This is a genomic window from Spirosoma litoris, assembly GCF_054776755.1.
Genome location: NZ_BAAHBI010000055.1, coordinates 141,921 through 159,424, shown reverse-complemented (window position 1 = coordinate 159,424; position 17,504 = coordinate 141,921). Strand labels below are relative to the sequence as shown.

Sequence of the window (17,504 nt, the reverse complement as noted above, 5' to 3'; positions counted from 1 at the left end):
TCAAAAAGGGCATTTTTTGACTAAATACAACCTAACTCTCTGTAAAGCAATACTTTAGTGTTCCACGTGGATAACATGTTGATAACCCTGTGGATTAGAGCAATTATTTTGTTTTATAATTTATATTATGTTAAGTAAAGTTTTCATTAAATAGGGTCGGCATCCCTGACACCGACCCTATTCTACTTATTTACTCTCGATACAAACGATCTTCTTCTCTTCGTACTGTTTCAGAATATTTTCCGTATTCGTCAAATTTTCGGTTACCTCAGCTTCATCTTTAATCGATTTTGCTTTCTGGAAATATGGAAGCGCTTGTTTAAACTTACCACAAACTTTACCATCCAGCTCTTTGCCATTCTTGTTGTACTCCGCCATGTCCATCTTATCAACATTACGCTTCATTTCAACGGCGCGGTTAAAGATCCAAACAGCCATGTTAAAGTTAGCATCGAAGTTATTTGGATCAACAGCTAGTGCTTTGTCCAGATACTGCTTCTCGAGATTGTAGTTCTCTGTTTGCATCTGACGGATATCAGCCAGCTTCTTTTCATTGGCGGCTGCTACCGATGCATTAGCTGCGGCTTCTTTAGCAGCGGCTTCTAACGTAGCCATTTCTGTTTTTTGCTCAGCCAGTCTTTTCTGAACATCGGCCAGCTGACGTTTCAGTTCGGCATTCTTAGGCGTTTTTTTGATGGAAGCACTTAAGCGGGCAATTTCGCTGTTGTAGGCATCAATGATACTTTTCGAATCGGCGAGTTGCTTAGCGGTATTACCACCCTTCTTCGTATCCCCTTCCAGTTTCCGAACCTCTTCGTCGCTCTTATGGGCAATGTTGTTATAAACGATCGACAGGTTCACCAGATTCTGAACGTTGTTCGGATCTTTTTCAACCATGGCCTTCATGCCCGAAATCGCTTCATCCATCCGGTTCGTCGACAACATAATATTGATCTTCTCATTAGCCAGATCTTTATTCGATGGAGCCAGGGCGATACCCTTATCCAGCGTAGCCAGGGCCTTATCTACTTCGTTATCGCCCCGATACAACATCGCCAGCGAACCGTAGATAGCCACATCCTTACCACCACCGGCAATGTATTTCTCCAGTTGGGTCTTCGCGGTTGCGTTATCTTTTACCTGTTGCGCAGCAATAGCGGAATAAAGTGGAGCTAAGGTGTCTTTAGGGTTAATATCACTGGCCATCGTCAGTGACTTCACCGCTTCGCCATAATTCTTAGCCTGGAACTTGGCAACCCCTTGCTGCATAAACGCACTATAGAGACCTGGGCTCTTTAGGGCTTCTTCTGCTTCTTTCGCTAATTTACCTGGACCACCTTTCTTGTCTTTATCCAGTTCAATTACTTTTTTATACGCATCATAAGCCGTTGTGGCAGCGGCTGAGTCAACTTTTACGTTGCCACTGCTGGCAATGTTCTGATACGTTTTGGCACGGTCCATCCAGGTACTAGCCTTGGCAGCCGCTTTCGCATCCGTTATATCCTTATCGCTTTTTTCCTTTTCCTTTTTAATGGCATCTGTAGCCGCAGCATCTGCGGCTTGTTGTGCGTGTGCACCTACTGCCAGGCAACACGCGACGAGCATTACAAAAACTTGTTTCATGTGTAAATCGGGGTTGTGTTATTAATTCAGAAACGAAATTACGGAATCTGTCTGTATAAGCATGACCTCCTCTAAATTGTTTGAGCCGTCAGACTGATTATCAATCAATACTGACGGCTCAAAACGACGACAAGTTGGTCTATTTATTCGGCAACAGCTTCTGGCTCAGAGGGACTTACCTCCTCCCCTTCTTCCTGTTTGATTTTAGTCACCGATGAAATCTCATCGCCATCGCGCAGACTAATCAGGCGAACGCCCTGGGTATTCCGGCCAATCACGCTGATTTCGCTAACTGGGGTCCGAATAGCAATGCCTGATTTATTGATAATCATCAGGTCATCGGTATCCGTTACATCCAGCACACCAACAAGACGACCTACTTTTTCGGTAACTTTTAAGGTACCGACTCCCTTAGCGCCCCGGTTCGTGATTCGGTACTCATCGATATCCGACCGTTTACCATATCCATTCCGTGAGATGACCAGCAATTGGGTTTCGGGAGACGATAGGCAAACCATACCCACGACGTGATCAGTCGAATCGTCTTCATCCAGCGAGATACCACGAACCCCAGCGGCTGTACGTCCCATCGGCCGAACCCGGCTTTCGTGGAAACGAACGGCTTTACCAGCACTCGATGCAATTACGATTTCATTATCTCCATTGGTCATACATACACCAATCAGTTGATCCTCCTCATCGATCGTAATAGCAATGATCCCGTTCTGGCGGGGACGAGAGTATGCTTCCAGCATCGTTTTCTTAATCGTGCCCTGACGAGTACACATCACAATGTAATTATTGTTGATGTAATCCTCATTCTTCAGATCGGTCACGTTAATGACTGCCCGTACTTTATCATCGGATTCGATATTGATAAAGTTAGCCAGGGGTCGACCTTTCGATGTTCGTGATCCTTCGGGCAGTTCATAGACCGGCAACCAATATAACCGTCCCTTCTGCGTAAATGCCAGTAAGGTATTGTGCATCGTAGCGGTGAACAGATGCTCCGTAAAATCTTCCTCTTTGGTAGCGGCTGCTTTAGCGCCCACCCCACCCCGACCCTGCGAGCGGTATTCCGTGGTTGGCGTCCGTTTGATATACCCTTCGTGAGAAATGGTAATGACCATATCTTCATCGGCAATCAACGACAGGTCGCTAATATTACCATCGCCAAGCGGATTGATCTCAGTCCGGCGTTCGTCGCCGTAGCGAGCCCGAATATCGATCAACTCATCTTTGATCACCTGACGCTTGCGTTCTTCGCTCGCCAGAATTTCGCGCAGATCTGTAATCTCCCGCATCAGCTCGTCGTACTCAGCCTGAAGCTTATCCCGCTCCAGACCCGTCAGCCGTTGCAACCGCATTTCCAGAATAGCTTTCGCCTGAAGATCGCTCAACGAAAACTGCTGCATCAGACCTACTCGGGCTACTTCTGTATCGCGTGATGACCGAATCAGGCTGATTACCGCATCGATATTGTCCAGCGCAATTAACAGACCTTCTAAAATATGCGCCCGTTTCTCGGCTTCACGAAGTTCGTACTGGGTCCGGCGTGTTACTACATCGAATCGGTGCTCGACGTAGTATTTCATCATATCCTTCAGATTCAACAACATCGGACGCCCTTTTACCAGCGCAACATTGTTAATACTGAATGAGGATTGAAGGGCCGTATGTTTATACAGATTATTCAGGACAACGTTCGGAATCGCATCTTTCCGCAGATCGTATACCACCCGAAGACCATCCCGGTCCGATTCATCCCGGAAAGCAGTAATCCCCTCAATCTTTTTCTCGTTGATGAGTTCCGCTGTTTTCTCCAGCATAACCGCTTTGTTCACCATGTACGGTATATCCGTAACAATGATCTGGCTTTTGCCTTTATTCTCCTCAATCGTGGCATGCGCCCGCATCACCACACGACCACGACCGGTTTTGAAGGCAGACTTCACCCCCTCCATCCCATAGATCGTAGCACCCGTTGGAAAATCGGGGGCTTTCACGAACTGCATCAGTTCTTCTACCGTAATATCGTTATTATCCAGATAAGCGATAATACCATCTACCACTTCGGTCAGGTTGTGGGGCGCCATATTCGTGGCCATCCCTACCGCAATACCCGACGATCCATTGAGCAACAGGTTGGGAAGTTTACCCGGCATAACCGTTGGCTCTTCCAGCGAGTCATCGAAGTTAGGTTGAAAGTCAACCGTTTCTTTATAGATGTCGTTCAGAACCTCTTCCGCAATCCGCTTCAGTCGCGCTTCGGTATACCGCATCGCAGCGGGTGAGTCACCATCAATAGAACCAAAATTCCCCTGGCCATCGACTAATGGATACCGCAAGGACCAGTCCTGGGCCATACGCACCATGGTGTCGTATACCGACGAATCGCCATGAGGGTGATACTTACCCAATACTTCCCCTACGATACGAGCCGATTTTTTATGGGGTTTATTGTAACTAACGCCCAGTTCAGCCATCCCGAACAACACCCGACGGTGTACCGGCTTCAGACCGTCGCGAACGTCGGGCAGAGCACGCGAAATGATAACCGACATTGAATAGTCAATGTACGCGCCACGCATTTCGTCCTCAATGTTGATAGGAATGATGTTACTGGGGGCTTCGAGGTCGGGATTTTCGTCCGCCATTTGTTAAAGGAGTTTCGAAGAAAATTACTATTCTGATCTGCACAATCTGCGCAGATCACGTTATAGACAAATATACAAAATTTTCAGGAGAAAACAGAAATAAACCCGTAAAATAGCGCGCAAACAAGCGAAATAACCCTTAAATTCAGCGTTTATAAATCCGATTTACTCGCTATCTGGGAACGAGCATCACCCATCTGAAATACAATTGTATTCCAACTGAAATATACTGGCCCCGATCCGGTTGATTGGCCCGAAATCCGCTACTATCCCTTGATCCTTGGATCGAACGCAAACGCTTCAGTCCTTACTAATTGAATACGGGAGAAGTCGGGATGAGAAGGGCTAATCAGAAAATTCCACTCGTTAGGAATAATGGCCGAGGGCACACGCAAAACAGCCGACTGACCCATTCGAAGCCAGTCATTCCCAATCCGTTGACAGGCGTCATACTGCTGAAAATCAAACCAATTATCGGGTAAGTTTTCGGGGGCAATCGTCACAACGGAGAGTGTATCCGGAATCTCGATCACCATAACCCGAAAGTTATCCAAAAGCCCCTCCCCACTTCGGTGAACAACATTTTCGAGACAAGCCAATGCCCGGGTTGCAGCCGTATAAATGACAAACTGCCCACGACTATTCCAGCGGGCGGCCCCACCCGACGCCACTAATCGATCGGCATAGGTAGCTTTTGTAATTCGATAAACGAACATTCGGTTCTTTTAGGCTAAATCACCGTATTCAATACGAATCACCTCATCCATCACCAGGTCAATCCCCCCTGATGTATGAAGCAACTCGAATGGAATTTGATTACCTAACCCATAAGCCGGCTTATCCATCCACCGCCGAAAGGAATCCCCGGAGCCGAAAACCGATTCACCGGTCTGAAACAGCGCCATGATCTTGAGGACTTTCTCACTATCCTGTGGATTTAGTTTCTTATGCTCCCGCTCGTACCGCTGAAACGTTTTGAGCGAGGTATCAAACACCTCCGCGAGCTGTTCACGTTTGTAGCCGGTTAAATCCGCTATCTCAAAGAATCGAGTAGCCGGAACTCCTTTGAGGGCCGAAAAGACGAGTGCTGTGCGATCAGATAGTACCATAAGACAAACATAGGAATTTTGTCTGACAAACACAGAATTTTGTCTATAAATTCCAGAATATCATTTTTCAAAACCTAACTAGCCACAGACAGGTTAAAGCACACAGAACCATAATAATTAATTACGTTATGAAAAAGGTAAGTTTAATTTTACTATTGGCCGTTAGCACGCTAAGCTTCCAGGCCTGCAGCAGCAAAAAGACAGAGAGTACGGATAGCGTCGAAAACGCCGAGAAATCCAATGAAGCCAAAGAGGAAGCAGGAACCGGGCAGCCTGATGACACCAATGAATTTGCGGTGAAAGCAGCCAATGGAGGTATGCTGGAAGTTGAACTAGGCCGCCTGGCCGAAGAAAAAGCAGCCAGTAAGGATGTAAAAGACTTTGGTGCTATGATGGTAAAAGATCATTCTAAAGCGAATGAAGAATTAAAGACGATAGCCGCCACCCAAAATATTACCTTGCCCTCAACACTCGGCGAGGATGAGCAAAAACATGTCAATGAAATGGCAAAATTGTCAGGGGCTGATTTCGATAAGAAGTACGTTAGCATGATGGTCGATGATCACAAGGACGACATTGAGGAATTTAAGAAAGCGGCTGAAGATGAAAAAACGAATCCAGCCGTTAAGGATTTTGCCACAAAGACGCTGCCAACGCTTCAAAAGCATATGGATGCCATTAACGCGATTGACAAGAAAATGAAGTAAGTCAGTTCACGCCTGTTGTTTATCAAACGGCCTTTGTACAGGAATACGGTCTATCCGTGCTGTACAGAGGCCGTTGTTTTTTTATAGACCCACGCTTATCGCTGAACATCCTCGATTTATCTTTGCCCTTAGTTAGCTTTACAAATACCCACCGCATACCCACTCAACGATGCTAAAAATTGCCATTCTCAGTGATGTCCACGGAAATCTTCCAGCCCTCAAGGCTGTTCTGGACGATATTGATACCCAGGGGGTGGATCAGATTTTTTGTCTAGGCGATTTGGTTGACTTTGCCCCCTGGCCTAATAAGGTAATTGATTTACTCCGAAAAAACCGCATTCCAAGCCTATTAGGTAACCACGACGAACGAATTGCGTTTGATCTCCCGATTATTCCGCTTAAAAAACATAATACCACCGAAACGCAGGCTCGGGTAGCGGCTATTACCAATACCCGTCAGGTCATCCATCCCGAGAATAAACGCTTTTTAGCCAGCCTGCCCCGGGAATTGATGATCACCTTTTCTTTTCAGGGTAATTCTATCAATATTTTACTGGTCCATGCCAGCACACGCTCCATTGACGAATACATTTACGAATCCCACGATCAGGCAGATGTAGTAGCCATGATGAATGAGCGCAAGGCTGACGTTCTACTTATGGGACACACGCATCAATCCTATATCCGGAAAATAGCAGAGAACGAAACTAGTGGATTCAAGAGAGAACGAAACTAGTGGATTCAAGATGGCCATTAATTGTGGATCTGTTGGCCGTACCAAAGAAGCAAACCCCTCGGCAACCTATCTCCTTCTGACTGTTTCTGACCAGCAAGCCCCCTATACTACCGAGTCAATTCAATACGACCTCATTCGGGTAGACTACCCAATTGAGCAGACGATTCAGGCAATTCAGCGCAGTGACATTCCCGATTTTTACGCTGAGTTTCTGGGCGAAAAGCTGGCATGCCGCCTAACAGCTTAACTCACTAAAACACATCGTTCTCAGCTTTACTCCAGTTTAGCCATTCAGTCGATTTTTCGAATACAACAGCCTGGCGATAACCATTTTATCTTTAGTGAGTTTTACTAAGACTCAACGCTATCTGATGAACTATGGATTTCCAGGAACTCATGCTCACGTATGGTTATCCCATACTATTTCTTGGCGTGTTGCTAGAAAGTGAAGCATTTTTATTAGTCGGAGTTTATTTGGCCCATCAGGGGTATTTCTCCTTGCCAGCTGTTGTTGGCCTGGCCGCACTTTCTTCGTTTTGTATCACGCAGCTCTGTTTTTTGCTGGGCTATCGCTACGGCAGTACGTTTATCAGCACGCGGCCTCGTTGGCAGATTCGGTACCAGCGAGTTGAGCGATTGATGAATCGCTACGGCACGGGGTTAGTGATCGGCTTTCGGGCTTTCTATGGCCTACGGGGAGCTATACCAGCCGCTGTAGGGCTGGCTGGTTATTCCTCGGCCCGGTTTATGGTTTACAATGCACTGGGAGCTTTAATCTGGGCTATGGCTGTTGCTTTTTTAGGCAATAATCTGGCCCAGGGACTTAAACAACTCTATGATAGCCTTCAACCTACCGAAATAATGGCTCTTTCTGGGATGGTAACCTTATCAGTATGGCTTGTTTACCAGTTCATTAAAGGATCTCGCTTAAAAAAACAGCCGATTGATACGGCTGTGGTCGAGCAGCCATCTCAGCCGCTCATGAGAGTATATCCTAACGATGAGTTAGCCAGTAAACCTTAAATCGTCGGTGCCTGATATTTGTAAGTTAAGCTAGCCCTCAAGGCCGATTGTAATTGTTTAGCCAATCCATCCATATAGGCAAAAGCGAATCGTTGCGCAGAGTTGCGATTTTTGGCGAAAAGAATGGGAGTGCTTCGGGTAGAAAGTGCCAGCTGTGCTCCCGTTACGCCTTCTATCACATGGCCGGTTAACTCAATTATACCGCCAACACTCTTTATCTGCCCTTCAAAGACTAAGCCTTTGGCCGCAAAGGTAGAGTTGCTTTGCGATCGAATCAGTAGTCGATTGTCAACGTCAGTAAAGGAAAGCGACTGCTCTGTAAGTACAATCGTTATAGCATCATAGGCTTGCTTATCGGCTAAAAAAGTAGACAGTAAAATCGTATTGGCTCCCACAAAAGGAGCATACTGAGCCTTGGTTTGCACGGCCAATAAACAGAGCAATATAGCTAAAAGGCGACTGGAAAGAACGTAAACTATTGGTTTCATAGTCAGGAGAGTTTTTTGGTTTATAGCCAGTAAGCAGATACTAGTTAACCACAGAGACACAGAGCTTTTTTGTTCTCTGTGCCTCTATAGTTATAACCTATATTGAATCAGCTGCCCGTTAGTTGACACCAGCTGCCTGTTTAGTCTTTTCCTTGGCAACAGCCTTCAACTCCTTGGCATCACTCTTCAACGCTTTCTTGCGAGCGTGTTCCATTTTTCGATCCGCTTTTGCATTGCGTGTTTTTGGGTCCGAAATACCTGCTATTTCAAGGCCTTTGCCCGTAGCGGCATTCGAGCGTAACTCCTTGGCTTTGGCCACTTTCTTTTCAGCCTTTTCTTCTTTTTTCTCGGCCTTAGCTACCTGGGCTGCCTGTCCAAAACTGGCTTGGGCTACGGTCAGCATACTCAATAGCGAAACCCCTAAAATGATCTTGTTCATAACGATTGTTTTAATTTAGTGAAAGGATAATTAACGATTTGCACTGTCTATTGCCCCTTGAATGCATTGTTCATCAGGGGGGTAACCATTGAGGTAGACCTGGCACCGGAGTCCTCCTGACGCCAGGCTGGTAATGAATGATGGATTGGAAAACGGTTGCCCAGAAGCGGAAAAGCTTCCGAAATCAGTCAAAAAAGTCCTACTTCGAGCGTTGCGCCCGAGTGTCCGCCTGACTCGTAGTGACAGGCGATGTCATCTTACGAAGGAGACTATACGAATGTCGCAATGAGCGAATCTGACTAGCCTCCTGCTTCTTAATGTTTGTAGGGGATTGGATAACAGTCATTCTAGCCCGGATGAATCGATAAGCCAGGTAGCCATAACCAAGTACGATCCCGATCTCGATTATTGTCGTTATGGGTTCTCGTTCATAACGGCCTATCTGCATATCCTCATACCAACTAATCAGCAACCAGCAGTAGCTTACAAACAACAGGATGCTGACCAGGAAGACGCTTTGTACTATTTTTGAGCTTTTCATAGTTGAATCCACGCGGGTTAATTCGCGTTAATAGTGTAGGAATGTCGGTACAGTCTAAGTTTGCTCAACACGGGATCAACGCGCCGACGCGACACTTTAATAATCAGCTGATTAGGCAGGCTTAATTCGAGCGTCTTGGTATCGAGACTAGTCAGTGTCTGCACAAAACTAGGGTTGATCAAATCCGACTTATGGACACGCACAAAGTCAGGTAACAATTGCTCAAACCAAATCAGACTTTTAGTAACCAGCAACGGTTTATGAGCATTCCGATGCAGCCAGGTGTAATTGCCAAACCCTTGTAAACGAACAATTGTGCTCAACAGAATTGGGCTTTCACAGCCGGGAACTTTAATAGATACGTCGATTGGGTTATCAGCAGGAGCCATAACGAAAGTGATTAACAATAGAAGCAAGTAAGAAATACATGGTAACAGCCACTTGCTCCAACGATTCATTTCGTTGACGACAAGCTTGAGAAACATAAGGAAGTCAATTGATCTGGCTGATTCGGGACTCGATCCATAATGGATGCCCACGGAATCAACGCCATGCCGCTGCCTTTAACAGACTGAGACGTGCAATTGATCAATAGGTTACAAGAAGAGAATAGAAGGGCTCAGAGCCGCCAGATGGCATGCACCACTTGCAGACACCTACGTTTAATAGGCTTGTCTACGTAAAAGGCCAGCGGTACTAAAGCGAACACAAACGACCAGTCTACAGAAAACACTATCGGACGTTTGTCGGGAGTACCAACTGCCTGGGCTGGCAGAATTTTCCGATAGACCCCCGAAGACAGCTTGGGCGCTTGTACGGGAGTGCTGAAAACATAGGTATCATAAACATCGCCAAAGCTATCCTCGGTGTTACCCAGATCAACCTCCAGTACAGCACACATATAAAATAAGCCTACCAAAAGTACCGTGAATTGAACCATTACCTGACGACTCCAGCTAAACAAACCACCTCTCATCTGCAAGGAAGCATCCCGAAAAATCGGACTGTTAGTAGAAGTTATTGACAGGCTCAACATGGACGTACTAAACATAGACTAGGTAAAACAGATTGACTAACAAACAGACTTTTGATCAACGATTCGTGGTTACAGCTGGAAGGATACCCTTCGTTTTTCATACAGCAGTACAGAAATCTCTGTCATACACGCGAAGATCACGTTTAAGAAAATAACAGTCTTGTCAATCGAGAAGGCGAGCGGGATGGTCATGTATTGGCAAAATGCTTGCCAATGGATTATTCAGGATAACGACATGAGCGAGTCCTAGACTTAAATACGTCGTATTTCCGCTGTATACGCCATTTCTACTACTTCAGTATAGGTTGAAAGGGCAACAGGCTAGTAACGTTATTAGCTACTTATGAGGAATAAATTCTACAGAGTTGAGAAAGAGAATAATCAATATAGTTTCATTTTAATAAGTCTAAATTGACGCCTATTCCTATACGTCATTAAGAAGACAAACTGATTTTCATACCAGTTCACTCACCGAACGCAGAATGCCTACTTACTAAAAACGAACCGTTCTCAAGTTCAATCCAATTTACCCATTCCGTCGATTTTCCGAAAAGGCGTTTTGAAAAACTCCCCAACGATTTGATTGAATAAATCTTTGTAGCGAACGAGGGTCGAATGGCCGGAATTGGGTAAAATCCACAGATAAGCGTTCGGGATGGCTTCGGCAATTGCCAGCGTGTGTTTCGGCAGAATCACGTCATGATCCCCCCCAATGACCAGCGTTGGGCAGTTTACTTTTTTCAACGCAGTGGTCGAAATATGAGGATTAAACGCCATCAGATTAAGCAGTTTTTTCTCCGCCTTTACCGATACGGTTTGGGTTACCCTACCCAGGCTATCATTACGTGAGATAATCCATTGAAAAAGGCCCGGTTCAATGGCCGTTGTATCGGGCCACAGGTTGGCGCCGGTAATGGCCAGTTTCTTTACTTTTTCGGGATGCCGCATAGCCAACAACAAGCCATTGATGCCGCCATCGCTCCAGCCAATCACGTAGCACGAATCGAGATGCAGCTGATTCAGGAGCGCATTGAAATCGTCAGCCATCATTTCGTACGTAAGCGAATCGCGGGTATCTACCGATTTTCCCTGTGCCCGACTATCGACAGCAATCACTTTGTAGTTTTTGGCGAAATAAGGAATCTGATTACTGAAATTATTGATAGAGCCCCCGTTCCCGTGAATCAGGAGCAATGGTTTACCAGTACCATATACTTCGTAATACATTCTGAAACCCCGGATAGTAGCGTATTTCCCGGCTCTGGCATTGTTACCGAACCCAGCAGGGCCACCTGAAGAAACAGCTACGGTTGACTGAGCAACGAGCGAATGGCCTATCAGATAGGTCACAAGAAATATAAATACCGTTTTGGTGATGCTCATGAGTATGTTTTGGTAATTTGGTAATGAGGTGCAGTAAATATCCACAAAAACCGTAGTTTATCTTATTCCATTATTTACATTAGATACATGAAAAAAGTAACTGGCATAGGCGGCATCTTCTTCAAGTGCGATGATCCGCAGAAAATGAAAGACTGGTACGCTCAAAATCTAGGATTACCCATGGATGCTTATGGAACCACCTTCAACTGGCTCGATGCAGACGACCCCAGCAAAAAAGGGTCAACCGTTTGGGGAGCTTTTGACAAAAACACCCAATACTTTGACCCCTCCAAAAAGGACTTCATGATCAATTACCGGGTCGAGAATATTGAAGAACTGGTAGAAGAACTAAAACGTAATGGCGTAACGATACTGGATGAAATAGCCGTTTATGACTACGGGAAGTTTGTGCATATCCTTGACCCGGAAGGAAATAGCCTTGAGCTTTGGGAAGATATCAGTTAGTTCTTTAGACTTCCTACAGCCACGCGCCCACTCGTCGCAGGATTTCATCTTCGGTTGTTTCGCCCGAAACCGTAATCGTTGCCTGCGTATAAATAGGTAAGCGGGTTTCGTATCGTTTTTGCAAAACAGCGAGCAACTCTGGATCATTCGGGTTGTTTAGCGGTCGATCCTCATGCCCATGCGCCAGAATTCGACGAACGAGCACCTCAACGGGTACATCCAGAAAAATAGATACGCCTGTCGATTTAATATAGTCCATATTTTCGTGGAAGCAGGGCATACCACCCCCGGTTGATACAACCAGACTATCACCCGGTCGTATAGTGCGCAACACCCGACGCTCGACCTCCCGAAAATACGCTTCGCCCGATTGGGCAAAAATTTCCGGGATGGAACGACCTTCCTCCCGAACAATAATCTTGTCGGTATCGATAAACCGATAATGTAATATATCGGCAATTCGTTTACCCAACGTACTCTTGCCCGACGAGGGCATACCAATAAGGAAGATATTTTTCATACTTAAAGAGTGAAAGAGTGAATGAGTGAATGAGCGAATACTGGACACAGCAGTTCTTCGCTCATTCACTCATTCACTCTTTCACTCATTTTACTCTTTCTTTCACCTCAGCCGCATCCGGTGTTGAATTATAATGCCATTTGCCGCGCACGACACCATTGCTCATTAGCCAGGTACCTGGGTTTGATCGCATGATGGTTTTCAGAACGGTGGCATCGGCTTTATAATAGGGAACGTTTTCTAATTGATACTCTTTACGGAACGCTTTAATCTCCTCGTCGCTGGTAGAGGTCAGAATATAGGGAGCGATGTTGGTACCCCGTAAACCCTCGATCAAGGCCCGAATGGCAGGCAGGCTTCCGGCGTCAATGCCTTTTGTATTTTTTACGATGATAAACAGCTTGTTCCCTTCAAACGTCTGCTGTGTAAAATCGCCCTCATCGTTCCAGACACGGTAGTCTGTAATTTTGGGTTTGGCTTTTTCATTGACCAACACCATTTCTTTGAACTTATAGCTTTGGTCGGTTGGGTACGTTTCAAACTCCTCCGTCTTTCCATCTTTCTCCATCACATATTTGTAACGCAGGGGTTCAGATGGTTTCATTTGTGCCGGAATACTTTTGCCAACGGCATAAGGCAGCATATCGATTGGGGGCAAAAACTGAACGGCATATACCCCAAGCGCCAGCGTTAGGGCAACGGTAATACCCACCAGCCAACCCGTATTACGCGATCGAAGCCGGTTTCGGTGACCGATAATAAACAGGATCAACACCATTAGGACAATGTCTTTCGAAAAGGATGTCCAGGGTTTGAGCTTAATGGCATCCCCAAAACAGCCGCAGTCGGTTACCCGATCAAAATAAGCCGAATAGAACGTCAGGAAGGTAAAAAAGGCGATCAGGAAGAACAGCAGCCAGACCGTTACTTTCGGCTTATAAGACGCCAGTAAAGCTACGCCAAGAATAATTTCTGCCGCGCAGAACAAGACCGACATAATTAGCGTGAACGGCACTAACGCCATGAAGAAATCGTGCAAAAACGGGACATCCTGCGCGAACACCTCAAAATACTCTTCGAACTTAATCTGCGTCCCAACGGGGTCATTGAGTTTGATCAATCCTGAAAAAATAAAGACAATCCCGACCAGAATACGAGCAATACGGGCGGCAATCAGCATGGGTGGCGTGCCGGTTTTGACTTTAGGCTGCGATGTAGTTGGATTCATATTTTTTTGACAGGATTGCCAGGATGAACAGGATTTCATTCTTGATGATTATCCTGTTCATCCTGGCAATCCTGTCTACTTAATTGTTAGTTTTATCAAGCAGAAAACGGCGTAATTAATCATATCCATATAATTAGCTTCTACGCCTTCGGATACCAGCGTAGCACCCCGATTATCTTCAATTTGCTTCGTACGTAATAGCTTCATTAGAATAATATCCGTCATGGAGCTAACCCGCATCTCACGCCAGGCTTCGCCATAATCGTGGTTCTTGGCAAAAAGCAACTCAATAACCTCGCCAATTTCTTTGTCGTAAAGCTGTTCAAGTTCATCGGTTGGAATATCGGTGCGTTTGTCCCCAGCTAACTGAATCTGAATCAAGGCCATAACGCAGTAATTAATGATCCCCACAAATTCAGGCTCAATGCCCTCCCCTACGCGACTCACCCCCGTTTCCTGCAACGTACGAATTCGTTGCGCTTTAATAAAAATCTGGTCGGTGATGCTCGACAGCCGCAGAATACGCCAGGCGGTGCCATAATCTTTATTCTTTTTCAGGAAAAGGTCTTTGCAGCGTTGGATAACCTGCCGATATTCGGATTCTGTATTGTTCATAGTCGATAGCCAATAGTCATTAGTCGATAGTAAGCTACTGGCAATTATCGACTAATGACTATTGACTCTTTTTATGCCGAAAGTTACGAAAAAAACGCTGAACTGCCGGGGGCGGCTGGTTGATTTGAGTCAACCCGTGGTTATGGGCATTCTAAATGCAACCCCTGATTCGTTCTTTGCCGATAGCCGGATCATACCCGACAAAACGGCTACGTTGATGGCCGTTGAGCTAGCGCAACAGATGCTCGATCATGGAGCTACCTTTTTAGATATTGGCGGTTACTCAACCCGACCCGGCGCTGCCCCCGTTGGCCCAACCGAAGAAGCCGACCGAGTAGTGCCGGTCATCGAATCGATTCGGGCAAACTTCCCGGATGCCCTGATCTCCATAGATACCTTTCGCGCATCGGTAGCCCGACAGGCCGTACAATCAGGAGCGTCTGTAGTCAACGATGTGGCAGGTGGCACACTCGACCCGGCCATGTTCGAAACGGTAGCCACGCTCGGCGTTCCGTATATACTAATGCATATGCGCGGCACCCCACAAACCATGCAGTCGCTGGCAACCTATACTAATGTCGTTACGGAGGTTATTGATGAATTAGCCATCCGCCTGGCCGAGTTGCGAGCCTTGGGTGCTAACGATATTATTTTAGACCCTGGATTTGGCTTCGCGAAGACCCCCAAACAAAATTTTGAATTACTCAGTAAACTGGACTCCTTTCAGCTATTCGACGAGCCTATTCTAGTGGGTCTTTCCCGCAAAACAACCATCTGGAAAACCCTGAACATCAGAGCCGATGAAGCCCTGAATGGCACTACGGTTTTAAACACGGCCGCCCTCCTAAAAGGGGCCTCGATTTTGCGGGTTCATGATGTTCGTGAAGCCGTTGAAGCCATAAAGCTTACCCAGCAATTAACTTTTTTTTAGGGTGCTATTGCGTTTATAAAAAGAAACCTCTACTTTTGCATTCCCAAACGACGAACGACACCGTTTAACGCAAGGGAAATGATTTGGTAGCTCAGCTGGTAGAGCAATACACTTTTAATGTATGGGTCCTGGGTTCGAATCCCAGCCGAATCACAAAAACTGCAAAGCCGCTCAATTGAGCGGCTTTTTTTATGCCTCTCGAGCTAGGTTATCTGTCTGTTTTTGGCTATTTTTGAGGAAGTGCTCCTTTTCTAAAAGCTTATTTTTTGACAGGATTAACAAGATTTGACAGGAATGGAATCCTGTCAAAAAAATTATTTACTCAACAACCTTAAACATCGAACCTTTATGCGATCGGCAAATGCGATTAAAAAATTATTGGGTAGGGTTTATGATGGTGGGGCTAGTAAGCACGAGAACGCTCGCGCAAAAAACCGCCGTTGTTTGTAAACAATTAATTGATGGTACGGGAAAAGTCACGCAAAACGCTGCCATCATTATCGATGCCGACCGGATTGTTGCAATAGGTAGTAAGGATAGTATCCCTAAGGGTATTCCCATTACTGATCTCGGTAATTATACGGTACTCCCCGGCCTGATTGATGCTCACGTCCATCCCTTTATCGATAAAGACGATTATCAGGTTGACCATCTCCGCCGGTCATCCGCTCAGAAAGCACTGGAAGGCCTCAAGATTATGCAGGACTTACTGTCGGCTGGCTGGACAACTCTCCGCATTGCTGGCGATGCCGATGTGGCCTATGCGCAATTCGATATTCGGAACGCAATTAATAAAGGGTTATTCATTGGTCCGCACATTTACGGGGCAGGTCATTATATATCGGTAACCGGTGGTGGTGGCGATATTAATTTTCTGTCGTACGAACAGCCAATGATTGCCGATGGCCTTGTTGCAAACGGCCCGGAGGAAATGCGCAAAGCCGTTCGGGAGGAAATCAAACACGGCAGCGACTGGATAAAAATATTAGTGACAGGCGCTTTTATGACCGTCGGCGATAATCCGCAGGATGTCCATTTCAGTTCTGAAGAATTAAAGGCCGTTATGGATGAAGCCGCCCGGCGACACAGACCGGTCATGGCCCATGCTCATGCTACCGACGGTATCAAAATGGCCGTCAAAGCTGGTGTTCGTTCTATCGAGCATGGTTCATATCTGGACGAAGAAGGCATCGATCTTATGCTACAACATGGAACGTACCTTGTACCAACCTTAGCCGTAGGTTTATTCTTTCAGGAAAAATACTTTAACAGTAAAGCACTCGCAAAGGCCGTTCAATTAGGGAAACACGACCAGTCAGAGAACGTTAAGAATCGTATGCTCTCGCTAGCCATTAAGAAAGGGGTCAAAATTGCGCTGGGCACCGATAATGTAGGTTTTCCACCTACGTTTCCCGCCCGTGAATTTGCCGAACTGGTTAAATTGGGCATGACACCTATGCAGGCTATACAGGCAGGGACCAAAGTAAATGCCGAAATGCTGGGAAAAGAGAACGAGTTGGGTACGCTTGAAGTAGGTAAACTGGCCGATCTTATCGCCGTAAAAGCAGACCCCTTAACCGATATCACTGAACTACAGCGGGTTAAATTTGTGATGATTGGCGGGAAAGTTGTAAAACACGAAAAGTAGTCCGCTCAGCTAGCCCCTCGTTGCAGAAATTACCTAATCAGGAATCAGGGTTTTGGGCAATCTGAGTTACAGAAGGCGCTATATTGTACGCTTTCAGGCCCACCGAGTACTATTAAATTGGCATTTTTCAAGAACATTTATGATCAAATTCACAATTAATACCATTTACTATAAAATTCTGGAAAAGGCTGTTTTTGCCAATTTTTTTTGGTAGTATATTGCATGACTTTGTCACAAACGCCCTTCAGCCCGACTACCATCTCCGGATTTAAGAATCGCCGGGCTACTAGTTAATTTAGATTTTCTTAATAATCGCCCTAGTTTTTTGCAATTCTGATAATCAGATGAGCGGGAA

Annotated in this window: 20 protein-coding genes and 1 tRNA gene; 8 read left to right on the top strand and 13 right to left on the bottom strand. The window is 45.9% G+C overall.

Annotated features, from left to right (window positions below; genetic code table 11):
- Positions 1-186: 186 nt before the first annotated feature.
- The 4 genes from ACYVGR_RS29305 to parS form a co-directional block, all read right to left on the bottom strand.
- Positions 187-1,623, bottom strand: coding sequence for a tetratricopeptide repeat protein (locus ACYVGR_RS29305; protein WP_460963545.1), 1,437 nt, complete (start codon positions 1,621-1,623; stop codon positions 187-189).
- Positions 1,624-1,766: 143 nt separating this feature from the next.
- Positions 1,767-4,280 carry a DNA gyrase subunit A gene (gene gyrA / locus ACYVGR_RS29300; protein ID WP_460963543.1) on the bottom strand — a complete coding sequence of 838 codons (2,514 nt, stop codon included), beginning with the start codon at positions 4,278-4,280 and terminating at the stop codon, positions 1,767-1,769.
- Positions 4,281-4,546: 266 nt separating this feature from the next.
- Positions 4,547-4,996, bottom strand: coding sequence for an RES family NAD+ phosphorylase (locus tag ACYVGR_RS29295; protein ID WP_460963541.1), 450 nt, complete (start codon positions 4,994-4,996; stop codon positions 4,547-4,549).
- 9 nt (positions 4,997-5,005) lie between these two features.
- A complete protein-coding gene (parS, locus tag ACYVGR_RS29290; protein WP_182462951.1) occupies positions 5,006-5,389 on the bottom strand; it encodes a type II RES/Xre toxin-antitoxin system antitoxin in 384 nt (127 codons plus the stop codon).
- Between the two features lie 128 nt (positions 5,390-5,517).
- Between parS and ACYVGR_RS29285 the strand changes: the two genes are divergently transcribed.
- The 4 genes from ACYVGR_RS29285 to ACYVGR_RS29270 all read left to right on the top strand — a co-directional run bounded on the left by ACYVGR_RS29285 (position 5,518) and on the right by ACYVGR_RS29270 (position 7,855).
- Positions 5,518-6,096 carry a DUF4142 domain-containing protein gene (locus tag ACYVGR_RS29285; protein WP_460963539.1) on the top strand — a complete coding sequence of 193 codons (579 nt, stop codon included), beginning with the start codon at positions 5,518-5,520 and terminating at the stop codon, positions 6,094-6,096.
- A gap of 169 nt (positions 6,097-6,265) precedes the next feature.
- Positions 6,266-6,832 carry a metallophosphoesterase family protein gene (locus ACYVGR_RS29280; RefSeq protein WP_460963537.1) on the top strand — a complete coding sequence of 189 codons (567 nt, stop codon included), beginning with the start codon at positions 6,266-6,268 and terminating at the stop codon, positions 6,830-6,832.
- A gap of 10 nt (positions 6,833-6,842) precedes the next feature.
- A complete protein-coding gene (locus ACYVGR_RS29275; protein ID WP_460963535.1) occupies positions 6,843-7,079 on the top strand; it encodes a hypothetical protein in 237 nt (78 codons plus the stop codon).
- A gap of 131 nt (positions 7,080-7,210) precedes the next feature.
- Positions 7,211-7,855: a DedA family protein gene (locus ACYVGR_RS29270; protein ID WP_460963533.1), complete on the top strand. Its 645-nt coding sequence runs from the start codon at positions 7,211-7,213 to the stop codon at positions 7,853-7,855.
- Here the strand turns inward: ACYVGR_RS29270 and ACYVGR_RS29265 are convergent.
- From ACYVGR_RS29265 to ACYVGR_RS29240, 6 genes are all read right to left on the bottom strand, one after another.
- Positions 7,852-8,343, bottom strand: coding sequence for a hypothetical protein (locus ACYVGR_RS29265; RefSeq protein ID WP_460963531.1), 492 nt, complete (start codon positions 8,341-8,343; stop codon positions 7,852-7,854). The genes ACYVGR_RS29270 and ACYVGR_RS29265 overlap by 4 nt on opposite strands.
- 118 nt (positions 8,344-8,461) lie before the next feature.
- Positions 8,462-8,782, bottom strand: a complete 321-nt coding sequence (locus ACYVGR_RS29260) for a hypothetical protein (protein WP_460963529.1) — start codon at positions 8,780-8,782, stop codon at positions 8,462-8,464.
- Positions 8,783-8,981: 199 nt separating this feature from the next.
- Positions 8,982-9,323, bottom strand: a complete 342-nt coding sequence (locus tag ACYVGR_RS29255) for a hypothetical protein (RefSeq protein ID WP_460963527.1) — start codon at positions 9,321-9,323, stop codon at positions 8,982-8,984.
- Positions 9,324-9,340: 17 nt separating this feature from the next.
- Complete coding sequence (locus ACYVGR_RS29250) at positions 9,341-9,712, bottom strand: LytTR family DNA-binding domain-containing protein (RefSeq protein ID WP_460963525.1); 372 nt, start codon at positions 9,710-9,712, stop codon at positions 9,341-9,343.
- 230 nt (positions 9,713-9,942) lie between these two features.
- Positions 9,943-10,374, bottom strand: a complete 432-nt coding sequence (locus ACYVGR_RS29245) for a hypothetical protein (RefSeq protein WP_460963523.1) — start codon at positions 10,372-10,374, stop codon at positions 9,943-9,945.
- Between the two features lie 501 nt (positions 10,375-10,875).
- Entirely contained in the window at positions 10,876-11,742 is an 867-nt protein-coding gene (locus tag ACYVGR_RS29240) for an alpha/beta fold hydrolase (protein WP_460963521.1), read from the bottom strand.
- An 87-nt stretch (positions 11,743-11,829) separates the two neighbouring features.
- Between ACYVGR_RS29240 and ACYVGR_RS29235 the strand changes: the two genes are divergently transcribed.
- Complete coding sequence (locus ACYVGR_RS29235) at positions 11,830-12,207, top strand: VOC family protein (RefSeq protein ID WP_460963519.1); 378 nt, start codon at positions 11,830-11,832, stop codon at positions 12,205-12,207.
- 13 nt (positions 12,208-12,220) lie between these two features.
- On the opposite strand, the gene ACYVGR_RS29230 is transcribed toward ACYVGR_RS29235, so the two are convergent.
- From ACYVGR_RS29230 to ACYVGR_RS29220, 3 genes are all read right to left on the bottom strand, one after another.
- Positions 12,221-12,727 carry a shikimate kinase gene (locus ACYVGR_RS29230; protein WP_460963517.1) on the bottom strand — a complete coding sequence of 169 codons (507 nt, stop codon included), beginning with the start codon at positions 12,725-12,727 and terminating at the stop codon, positions 12,221-12,223.
- Positions 12,728-12,812: 85 nt separating this feature from the next.
- Positions 12,813-13,955, bottom strand: coding sequence for a BT_3928 family protein (locus tag ACYVGR_RS29225; protein WP_460963515.1), 1,143 nt, complete (start codon positions 13,953-13,955; stop codon positions 12,813-12,815).
- A 75-nt stretch (positions 13,956-14,030) separates the two neighbouring features.
- Positions 14,031-14,570, bottom strand: coding sequence for a DUF1599 domain-containing protein (locus tag ACYVGR_RS29220; protein WP_460963513.1), 540 nt, complete (start codon positions 14,568-14,570; stop codon positions 14,031-14,033).
- A gap of 73 nt (positions 14,571-14,643) precedes the next feature.
- Between ACYVGR_RS29220 and folP the strand changes: the two genes are divergently transcribed.
- From folP to ACYVGR_RS29205, 3 genes are all read left to right on the top strand, one after another.
- A complete protein-coding gene (gene folP / locus ACYVGR_RS29215; protein WP_460963511.1) occupies positions 14,644-15,501 on the top strand; it encodes a dihydropteroate synthase in 858 nt (285 codons plus the stop codon).
- An 80-nt stretch (positions 15,502-15,581) separates the two neighbouring features.
- A tRNA-Lys gene (locus ACYVGR_RS29210) sits at positions 15,582-15,654 on the top strand.
- A gap of 208 nt (positions 15,655-15,862) precedes the next feature.
- The gene (locus ACYVGR_RS29205; RefSeq protein ID WP_460963509.1) at positions 15,863-17,149 is read left to right on the top strand and encodes a metal-dependent hydrolase family protein; all 1,287 of its coding nucleotides are present in this window, start codon (positions 15,863-15,865) and stop codon (positions 17,147-17,149) included.
- Positions 17,150-17,504: the final 355 nt, after the last annotated feature.